The organism is Acidovorax sp. HMWF018 (genome assembly GCF_003061035.1).
GTDB lineage: Bacteria > Pseudomonadota > Gammaproteobacteria > Burkholderiales > Burkholderiaceae_C > Acidovorax > Acidovorax delafieldii.
This window is the reverse complement of record NZ_QAIM01000561.1, coordinates 1-9,601: the sequence shown is the minus strand read 5'-3', so window position 1 is coordinate 9,601 and position 9,601 is coordinate 1. Positions and strand designations below refer to the sequence as shown.

Here is a 9,601-nt window from a genome sequence, read left to right as displayed (position 1 = left end):
GGTTCGGTCTCCATCAGCGGCTACCTGGGCACAGGCACCATGACGGTAAATTCGAATGCCACCGCCAAAGCCACCGCCGATCAGATCAATTCCCTGCAGGCCACCACGGGCGTGACCGCAACCGCCCGCACCGAAGTACGCCTGGGAGGCATGGCCTCGGCCGGGTCCTATTCGCTGACGCTGGAAGGCGACAACGTAGGCGCATCCCGCACGATCTCGTTCACCTTGACATCCGCCACCGGCACAGACCGCCTTTCGCCTGCCGTATCGGCGATCAATGAACAATCTGCAAAAACCGGCATCAACGCCTCGCTGAGCTCGGACGGCACCCAGATCATCCTGACCAACGCCACTGGCAACAACATCGTGGTGGGAGATACCACCAATGCCAATGCAGCCGCCGTGAGCGTGACCGGCTACGACGCGGCAGGCGCCAGCAACGGCACTGCGCAGACCTTGGCAGCCGATGCCACGGTCGACAACGTTGCCACCGGCGGCTACATCACACTCGACTCTGAGAAATCGTTTGCCCTGACCTCTGCCAGCAACCAGCTGGACAGCGGTGGATCGTCACTGCACACCGTGGCCAACCTGGACGTGACCACCTTCACCAGCGCCACCGATGCGCTCAAGACCGTGGACTCGGCCCTGGCCTTCATCAATGGCGAACGCGCCAAGCTCGGCGCCTTGCAGTCGCGCTTTGAAACCAGCATTTCCAGCCTGCAGATCACATCGGAAAACCTCTCTGCCTCGCGCTCGCGTATCCAGGATGCCGACTTCGCGGCAGAAACCGCCAACTTGTCGCGGGCTCAGATCCTGCAACAGGCCGGCACGGCGATGGTGGCTCAAGCCAACCAAATCCCGCAAGGCGTGCTGTCGCTGCTCAAGTAATTGACCCAGCCCACACGCCGCGCAGTGGAATTGCAACGCAACGACAAGGGGCCCCAATGGGCCCCTTTTCACATGGCACACTGTGCGGCGCCCCCCGCTTCTTAGCTTGTAGATCGGCAGCCACGTGCAATCCAAAAACACCGCCCAGGACGATCCCCGCCTCCATGCGGCACTCGCAGCCGCCGACTGGCCCACGCTGACTCGGTTGTGCCGCCAAATTCTGCGCAAGAATGGCCGCCACCTGGGCGCCCATCGCCTGCTGGGCTTCTCGCTCCACAAGCAGCGCGAGTTCGACGCAGCTCTCAAGGCCTACAAGCAAGCCTATGCGTACTGGCCAGGCGATGCCGAGCTGCTCATCAACTACGCCAACATCCTGATTGAGCAAGCACGCAACTACGACGCACTTCCGCATCTCGAAAAGGTCTGCGAGCTGCGCCCCCAGCAAGCCGTTGCATGGATCAAACTCGCCGAGTGTTGCTATTTGATCAATTTGCACAGCAAGGGATTTGATGCGAGCCAGAAAGCCCTCGCGCTGGCTGACTCCATGCCGCTGACAGTCGGTGCCCTGATGCAAAGCGCCATTCACCGCCGCGAGCTGGGCCAGGTGCGCGAGGCTGTACAGGATTGCGAGAAAGCCATCGCGCTCAGCCCCGGCGACCCTGGAAACTACACCAACAGGCTGCTTTTCATGCTGGCGAACCCGCAGGTGAACGCTGCGCAGCTGTCTGCAGCCGCCCGCCAGTTTGGCAGCGTCTTTGAGCCCCCACTGCGCCCCAACTGGCCCAGCTTTTTGGCCCATCGCGGCTCGCCCTGGCGCCGCCTGAAGATTGGGTTTCTGTCACCAGACTTCCGCATGCACGCCGTCATGTACTCGGTGGAGGGGCTGCTGGCCCAGCTGGACCGGCGGCAATTCGAGGTGTATGCGTTCTACCTGTTCCCCAAAGGCGACCATGTCACAGAGCGGGTGGAATGCCATGTCGACCACTTCGTGCGCCTGGCTGGCTTCAGCCCCGAGCATCAGGCCGATGCCATCCGCGCCCAAGGCATAGACATCCTGGTCGACTTGGCGGGCCACACGGGCAACAACGGCCTGCTCATCCTGGCGCACAAGGCTGCACCAGTGCAGGTGTCGTGGCTGGGGTTTCCGGCCACCACCGGGCTCACCGCCGTGGACTACAAGTTCACGGACGAAATCACCGACCCGCCAGGCGTCGATGACCAGTACACGGAACAGTTGTACCGGTTGCCTACGCTGTTCGCCTGTTACCGGCCCATGAGCCGCAATCCCCTGTGGCGTTACCAGCCCCGCTATCAGGTGCGCCCCTCGCCCGCGATAGATAACGGGTTCATCACCTTCGGCTCCTGCAACAACCTGGGCAAGCTGACGGATGAAGTGCTGGCACTGTGGGGGCGTGTCCTGGAAGCCGTGCCTCATTCACGCTTGCTGATCGAGGGCAAGAATTTCGATCGCCCCGAGTTCGCGCAGGCCTACCGCGATCGCTGCGAGGGACTGGGGCTCCCGCCTTCGCGGCTGGAGCTGGTGCCGCTCAACCAAGACAACCAATACCTGACCTACCACCGCATCGATATTGCGCTGGACCCATTTCCACTCACCGGCGGCACGACCACTTTCGATGTGTTGTGGATGGCGGTCCCCATCGTCTCCATGATGGGCGAAAGTTTCAAGAGCCGCATGGGCGTCGGCATGCTCAGCTACCTGGGGCGAAAGGAGTGGCTGGCAGAGAGCCCGGACGACTATGTGCGCATTGCTGCGGGCCTGGCAGCAGATACCCAGGCGCTCAATGCGCTTCGGCTCAACCTGCGTAGCGAAGTGGAAAACTCTGCGCTCATGCGCGAAGACCTCTACTGCCGGCACTTTGGCGAAGGCCTGCGGGTGATGTGGCTGAAATGGTTGGCTCAAATGGAGCATCCCGACGATCCTCAGGCGCAGGAGCAGGCCATGCAGAGCTGGTTACCGCAGTTCCCGCAAGAGTGGGAGCAACCCCCAGTCCTGGGCGTCGGCTTGAAACCCGGCCAGCGGGTCAGCCTGCACGCAGCCCACCAAAGCCTGCAGAACCTGGTTGAAAAAGCACGGACCTCCTCTCCGCCCCGGCGAATCGGCGAATCAGCCCCCTTGATCACGGATCGCCACTGGATTGCCGTGACCGAGCTGGCCGAAAAAGTGCTCAACGCCGTACCACACGATCCCGTCGCTCTGGCGTGCCTTGCCGAAGTGGAGCATGCACACGGGCACACCGAATTCGCGGTGACTTACCTTCAATATGCGACGCAAGCCATGGGGATGGACATCCCTGGCCCCTGATGCTGCGTGTCAGATCCGGAAAATGTCGAGCAGCGCATTGCGCCGGGTGGGCTTGAAAACCACCCTGCCGGCGTCGCCACGGTAAATGGTGCACTGCCCGGGTGAGTGGGTGTTGACCAGGCTGACCCCTTGAGACAACACCGTGCCGTCGCCCACCTGACAGTCCCCAATGATGGCGGTGCCCGCGTACATGATGACGCCCTCTCCAAGCACGGGTGCCACCCCATGGTTCTTGCCGACGGTGGAATTCTGGTAGATCACCAGATAGTTGCCGTAGCTTGCCTTGGCGAAGACGATCCCGACGGAATGTCCGATGAAGAAAACCGGCGGCATCTCAATTTCGTAAAAGAGGTCGATACCGTTCAAGGCCTTGTTCAGCAAGAACAGGCGTGTGGGAGTTTCCGTACTGGCCGTGCGGCGCCAGATGGTATTGGCCAGAAAGTACAGAAAACTGCAGTACTGCGTGGAATGCAGCGGATCAAAGCAGTCCTGCCGCCAGGGCCGGACGGCATTGATACACCCGTGCAGGCGAGCAAGTGCTTCGTCCAGGCACGCATCAATGTCCATGCGGGGATCGAAATCGTCTGGCAGTGTGTAGTGCAGTTGCTGCACCACGTAGCGCAGCAACCGATCACGGTCCATTCGCAAAATTTCCATGCCCAGCCTCCTTCAACGACCTCAGGGCCTGTTCAGGCCCGGGGTACGTGCAGTTGCATGTACACCAAGCTGGCAGGGGCCCCTACTGCATGAGGGTCCTCCTTCCAGTCCACCCCGCCAGGGACTGTGCTGGCCACGATGGGCACTCGCTGGTACTCCTGAAAACCCACCTTGCGGTAAAAGTCGACCGCCGGATTGTCCGATCGCACCCGCACGGCCAGCGTCTGCAGCCCGAGGGCATCGCGCGCCCAGTGCATCAGCGCCAGCAACGAGGCCTTCATCAACCCCGGAGGGGATGAACCTCCACTGACAATGGCATCGGCCTCGCCATAACCACGCTGCCAATCAATGAAGCCCAGGCCCACGTGCCCCACACGCTCGCCGTCCAAGGTTTCCACCATGAACAACATCTTGCCGGGGTTCTCGTGAACCGCTCCAGCCAGCCAGGCGGCGGTGCGCTCAGGGGTGGATACAAACTCGGTCAGGAAAGATTTGACATGGCGGTTTCGCCACTCCGTCAAAAGCCGCACATCAACAGCATCGGTGTGTCCAGGCACGGTGGCTATGGGTCGAACGACCGCTGCCAGCGGCTGCCCCACCGGCAACAACAGGCCAGGCTCGCCAGCACGGGCCGTCTGTTTGATGGCAGCAAAAAGCTGCTGCCCAGGGGTGGATGCACTCATGGCGGCCTCTTCAGCGTTGGGCAAAGTAGCGACGCACCTGCGCAGCCACGGTGTCCACGCTTTCCAGCGGCATGCGCGAGTGCAACGGCAGCGAGAGAATGCCCTTGCCCACGCTGTCGGTCACCGACAGGTCCCCTGCCCTGCAGTCCTTCCAGAGCGAGAACCAGTGCCCAGGCTGCCAGTGGATGCCGGTGTCCACGCCGTTCTCCTTCAGGAAGTCTCGCAGCGCATCGCGGTGCTCTGCCGGCACCCGTATGTAGTACAGAAACGGGTTGACTTCGGCAAAATCGGTACGGGGAGTGCGCACCTGCGCAATGCCTTGCAGCTTTTCGTTGTAGCGGCGCGATGCTGCCTGACGGCTCGACTTGATCACATCGAGCTTGCCCAGCTGCGCCAATCCGATCGCGGCGTGCATGTTGAGCATGTGGTAGCGAAATCCCACCCGCTCGACATCAAAAGTCCAGGCACGCTTGTTCTGGTACATCACCTCCGCAGGCTGCTGCATGCCCAGCAAACGCAGCTCGTGCACACGACGCAACTCCTCTTCCGTACGCACAACAATCGTGCCGCCATCGAGACAGGTCACTGTTTTCACCGGGTCATGGCTGAAAACGCAGATGTCGGAAAAGCTGCCGACCATCCGCCCTTTGTAGCTGGAACCAAATGAATGCGCCGCGTCATGGATTACGCGCAGCTTGTGGCGCTCTGCGAACGCGGCAATGTCTTCATGGTTGCTGATGATGCAGTCGTAGTCCATCACGATGACGGCCTTGGTGCGTGGGCTCACCAGGGACTCGGCCTTGACAAGGTCCAGCTCGAGTGTGTCGTCGTTGCAGTCGCAGAACACGATGTCCGCCCCCACCCAGGTGATGGCCTGGTAGTCGGCCGAACAGTTGAATGCCGACACGATCACCTCGTCCCCCGGTCCCACGCCCGCGAGCAGCAGCGCGATGTGCAAGCCCGCCGTGCCGGTGCTCACCGCTGCCACATGGCGGTCCGGGGCCTGCAGGATCTCTTTCACCTTTTTCTCGAACCCCGACACATAGCTGCCCATACCGAGCCATCCCAGCTCCAGCGACTCTCGGCTGGCATCGATTTCTTCTTGTTCGATCAAGGGCTTGAACATTGGGATCATGGTGGTCTCCTTCGGTTGTGTACGGTTCAAATGGGCGTAGCGCTAGGTATTCGGCTACCAGACTTCTAGGCGAGGAATGGCCGTGACAAACTGGCCTCCCCATTCACGTATTTCGCTCAGCTGCAAGCTGATTTCGCTCCGCAGGTTCCACGGCAGGATGAGGATACGTTGCGGCTTGTGGGCGAGCAGGTGCGCCTCGCTCACCACGGGGATGTGGCTGCCCGGCAGGAATTGGCCTTGCTTGGCGGGGTTCTTGTCCACCACGTAGGGCAGCAGGTCGGGCCGCACGCCCGCAAAGTTGAGCAAGGTGTTGCCCTTGGCCGCAGCACCATAGGCACCCACGGTGATGCCGTCGGCCTGGCATTGAAGCAAAAATGTGAGCAGCTCGCGCTTGACCCGTATGGCCTGGGTCTGAAAATCGCAATAGAAACCTGCCCCCAGCATGCCGGCTGCCGCCTCGGTGGCCAGCAGTTGCTGCACGCGGGCGGCGCCTTCGGGCGTGGCCTGGGGGTGGCCCACGGTATCGGCGCGGGCGGCAAACACCCGCAGGCTGCCGCCGTGGGTGGGCAGCTCCTGCACATCGATCACCACCAGCCCGTTGACCGCAAAGATGCGTTGTACGGCCGTGAGCGACAGATAGGAATAGTGCTCGTGGTACGCCGTGTCGAACTGGCAGCCCTCCACCATGCGCAGCAGGTGCGGAAACTCGAAGGTGGCCACGCCGTGGGGCTTGAGCAGCCGCGTGAAGCCGCCCACAAAGTCGTTGATGTCGGGCACATGGGCCAGCACGTTGTTGGCGGCGATCAGGTCGGCCTGGCGGCCGGCGGCAGCCAGCTCATCGGCCAGCGCCACGCCAAAGAACCGATCCACCACCGCTATGCCCTTGGCACGGGCTGCAGCTGCGGTGCTGGCCGTAGGCTCCACGCCGTAGCAGGGGATGCCGGCCGCCTGCACGTACTGCAACAAGTAGCCGTCGTTCGATGCGACCTCGACCACGCGGCTCGCGGCGGTGAGGTCCAGGCGCTCGCGCATCGCCTCGACATAGGCCTTGGCGTGGGCCAGCCACGACGATGAGAACGAGCTGAAGTACGCGTAGTCGTCGGTGAACAGCGCCTCGCGCCCGGCGTGGTCTTCGGTCTGCACCAGCCAGCAGGTCTCGCACACCAACAGGCGCAGCGGAAACCAGGTTTCGGGCGCGCGCAGGGCGGCCTCGCGCAGGTAGGCGTTGGACGGGGGCGCGCTGCCCAGGTCCAGAAACGGCAATTGCAGCGGGCTGCCGCAGTGTCGGCACTTCACAGGCGCACTCCTTCGAATTCTTCGGTCATCCCGGGCTGGCCTGCGTCGCGGGGCGACATTTGCCCCACCGGCAGCGGCCAGGCAATGGTCAGACGCGGGTCGAGCGGGTGCAGCCCCGCCTCGGCGGCGGGCGCATGGGCTGCAGAGTGGCAATACAGCAGCTCGGCATGGTCGGTCAGCGTCTGGAAGCCGTGGGCAAAACCGGGCGGGATGAGCAGCGCGTTGCCGTTGTCTGCGGATAAATGCTCGGCATGCCACTGCAAAAAGGTGGGAGAGCCCTGGCGCAGGTCCACGGCCACGTCCCAGACCTCGCCACGCAGGCAGGTCACCAGTTTCATTTCGGCGTGCGGCGGCTTTTGGTAGTGCATGCCACGCACGGTGCCTTGGAGGGCTGTATAGCTCTGGTTGACTTGGGCGATCGGGCCCGCCCAGCCTGCGCCCGCCAGTTCATCGGTGCAGAACAGGCGCGCAAAAAAACCGCGCTCGTCCACCAAGGGCTGTCGTTGCACGCGAAACAACCCCGCCAGGGGCAGCGGCGCCAGGGCCAGGCGGCTCATGGGCGGGCCTCCCACGCGTCGATGTCGGCCAGGCACAGCGCGCGCGCATCGGCGCCGCCAAGGTGCTGTCGGTACCAGTTCATGGTGCGGGCCACGGCGGTGTTCAGCGCCCAATGCGGGGCTACGCCCAGCACCTGGCGGGCGTGGGCAGTCTCCAGCGCGAGCCAGCCGGCTTCGTGGGGGCCATCACTCTCTTTTTCATAGCTTGTTGCGCTGGAAGGATATGCGCTGGAGGCTAATTCGATGACATTTTTGACCGTAGCGGCCTCGTGCGGCAGTGGGCCAAAGTTGTAGGAACCGGCCAGTGCGGGCGATTCCCACAAGCATTGGGCCAGGCGCAGGTAGGCGGCCAGCGGCTCCAGCACATGCTGCCAGGGACGCGTTGCCTGGGGGCGGCGGATGCGCAGGGTCTCACCCTTCTCCCAGGCGCGCACGGCGTCGGGCAGCAAGCGGTCTTGCGCCCAGTCGCCGCCGCCAATCACATTGCCCGCGCGGGCGGTGGCCACAGCCACGCCCTGGGCTGCAAGAAAGGAATCACGGTAGCTGGCGGTTACCAACTCCGCCGCCGCCTTGCTGGCGCTGTAGGGGTCGTGCCCGCCCAGCGGGTCGTCTTCGCGGTAGGGGTAAACCCATTCACGGTTGCAGTAGACCTTGTCGGTGGTGACCACCACGGCCACGCGCACGCCCTCCAGCCCACGCAGCGCGTCCAGCACATGCGCCGTGCCCATGACGTTGGTGGCAAAGGTGTCGAGTGGCTCTGCATAGCCGGGCCGCACCAGCGCCTGCGCGGCCAGGTGCAGCACCACATCGGGCCGGGCGGCGTGCACGCGCAGGGCCAGGGCCGGGGCGTTGCGGATGTCGCAAAAATGGCTCTCCATGCCCGGGCCGCCCTGCCCCAACTGGGCCAGGCTGAACAGGTTAGGCTCGCTAGCAGGGGGCAACGCCACGCCGGTCACCTGCGCGCCCAGGCGTTGCAGCCACAGGGCCAGCCACGCGCCCTTAAAGCCGGTGTGGCCGGTGAGCAACACGCGCTTGCCGCGCCAGAAGTCGGGATCAGGGCGCATCGTGGTTTACCAGCACTTCCAGGGGGCGCGGCCCGATTGCCACAGGTCTTCGAGCAGATTCTTCTCGCGCAGCGTGTCCATGGGCTGCCAGAAGCCGGTGTGCTCAAAGGCGCGCAGCTGGCCGCTGGTGGCCAGGCGGGCCATGGGCTCCAGCTCCCAGCTGGTGGCGTCGCCGTCGATGAGGTCGATCACCTCGGGCTGCAGCACAAAAAAACCGCCATTGATCCAGCCACCGTCGCCCCGCGGTTTTTCCTCGAACCCCGCCACGGTGTCGCCATCACGCACCAGGGCGCCGTAACGGCCCGGGGGCTGCACGGCCGTCACCGTGGCCTGGCGGCCATGGGCGCGGTGGAAGGCAAACTGGGCCGTCATGTCGAGGTCGGCCACGCCATCGCCATAGGTAAAACAGAAGGGCTCGCCTGCAGGCAGGTATTCCTGCGCCCGGCGCAAGCGACCGCCGGTCATGGTGCTTTCGCCGGTGTCCACCAGCGTCACCCGCCAGGGCTCGGCATGGCGATGATGCACTTCCATGCGGTTGTTGGCCATGTCAAACGTCACGTCGGACATGTGCAGGAAGTAGTTGGCGAAGTACTCCTTGATAACGTAGCCGCGGTAGCCCAGGCAGATGATGAAGTCATTGACGCCGTGGGCAGAGTACATCTTCATGATGTGCCAGAGGATGGGCCGCCCACCGATCTCGATCATGGGCTTGGGCCGCAGGTGCGACTCCTCCGAAATGCGGGTACCAAGCCCGCCTGCCAGCAGTACAGCTTTCATGCCCGCAGCATAGTGCAGGCCCTCACGGCCAAAAAGGTCCAGTCACAGCAGAAACACCGTCCAAATGAGGCGTTTGCATGCGATGTGGGCGCACGGATGGCGGACACGCTGCGCAAGGGCTCACTTAGGGCTACGCTGAACAAGCCCTCGAAATTTCCCGCGCGAACGCGGAAGACGCCATTTTTTGGATTTTGTGGCCTCTTGCGCCGCCCATTTGG

9 protein-coding genes are annotated in these 9,601 nt (G+C 63.4%); 2 read left to right on the top strand and 7 right to left on the bottom strand.

The features are described 5' to 3' along the window. Both DBR23_RS31620 and DBR23_RS24005 read left to right on the top strand, forming a co-directional pair. Positions 1-891: flagellin (locus DBR23_RS31620; RefSeq protein ID WP_255581859.1), on the top strand; the 891-nt coding region annotated here is incomplete at its 5' end. A 124-nt stretch (positions 892-1,015) separates the two neighbouring features. Continuing rightward, positions 1,016-3,214, top strand: a complete 2,199-nt coding sequence (locus DBR23_RS24005) for a tetratricopeptide repeat protein (protein WP_108499801.1) — start codon at positions 1,016-1,018, stop codon at positions 3,212-3,214. A gap of 9 nt (positions 3,215-3,223) precedes the next feature. Here DBR23_RS24005 and DBR23_RS24000 read toward each other — a convergent pair whose 3' ends face one another. From DBR23_RS24000 to rfbF, 7 genes are read right to left on the bottom strand one after another with little or no spacing between them, the layout of a single operon-like run. Further along, positions 3,224-3,871, bottom strand: coding sequence for a hypothetical protein (locus tag DBR23_RS24000; protein WP_056065712.1), 648 nt, complete (start codon positions 3,869-3,871; stop codon positions 3,224-3,226). Between the two features lie 32 nt (positions 3,872-3,903). Further along, complete coding sequence (locus DBR23_RS23995) at positions 3,904-4,554, bottom strand: GNAT family N-acetyltransferase (protein WP_146191430.1); 651 nt, start codon at positions 4,552-4,554, stop codon at positions 3,904-3,906. A gap of 10 nt (positions 4,555-4,564) precedes the next feature. Continuing rightward, entirely contained in the window at positions 4,565-5,689 is a 1,125-nt protein-coding gene (locus DBR23_RS23990) for a DegT/DnrJ/EryC1/StrS aminotransferase family protein (protein ID WP_108499799.1), read from the bottom strand. A 54-nt stretch (positions 5,690-5,743) separates the two neighbouring features. Continuing rightward, positions 5,744-6,985 (bottom strand): class I SAM-dependent methyltransferase, encoded by a 1,242-nt coding sequence (locus DBR23_RS23985; RefSeq protein ID WP_108499798.1) that lies wholly within the window; start codon positions 6,983-6,985, stop codon positions 5,744-5,746. Further along, positions 6,982-7,542: a dTDP-4-dehydrorhamnose 3,5-epimerase family protein gene (locus DBR23_RS23980; protein WP_108499797.1), complete on the bottom strand. Its 561-nt coding sequence runs from the start codon at positions 7,540-7,542 to the stop codon at positions 6,982-6,984. The genes DBR23_RS23985 and DBR23_RS23980 overlap by 4 nt, the downstream gene beginning before the upstream one ends. Beyond that, positions 7,539-8,606, bottom strand: coding sequence for a CDP-glucose 4,6-dehydratase (gene rfbG, locus DBR23_RS23975; RefSeq protein ID WP_108499796.1), 1,068 nt, complete (start codon positions 8,604-8,606; stop codon positions 7,539-7,541). Before rfbG ends, DBR23_RS23980 begins: the two co-directional genes overlap by 4 nt. 6 nt (positions 8,607-8,612) lie before the next feature. Continuing rightward, positions 8,613-9,383 carry a glucose-1-phosphate cytidylyltransferase gene (gene rfbF / locus DBR23_RS23970; protein ID WP_056748022.1) on the bottom strand — a complete coding sequence of 257 codons (771 nt, stop codon included), beginning with the start codon at positions 9,381-9,383 and terminating at the stop codon, positions 8,613-8,615. Positions 9,384-9,601 lie beyond the last annotated feature (218 nt).

Excerpts from the sequence above, each read along its gene's own strand:
- DBR23_RS24000 (WP_056065712.1), bottom strand. The coding sequence starts at position 3,871 with ATGGAAATTTTGCGAATGGACCGTGATCGGTTGCTGCGCTACGTGGTG.
- DBR23_RS23995 (WP_146191430.1), bottom strand. The coding sequence starts at position 4,554 with ATGAGTGCATCCACCCCTGGGCAGCAGCTTTTTGCTGCCATCAAACAG.
- DBR23_RS23990 (WP_108499799.1), bottom strand. The coding sequence starts at position 5,689 with ATGATCCCAATGTTCAAGCCCTTGATCGAACAAGAAGAAATCGATGCC.
- DBR23_RS23980 (WP_108499797.1), bottom strand. The coding sequence starts at position 7,542 with ATGAGCCGCCTGGCCCTGGCGCCGCTGCCCCTGGCGGGGTTGTTTCGC.
- rfbG (WP_108499796.1), bottom strand. The coding sequence starts at position 8,606 with ATGCGCCCTGATCCCGACTTCTGGCGCGGCAAGCGCGTGTTGCTCACC.
- rfbF (WP_056748022.1), bottom strand. The coding sequence starts at position 9,383 with ATGAAAGCTGTACTGCTGGCAGGCGGGCTTGGTACCCGCATTTCGGAG.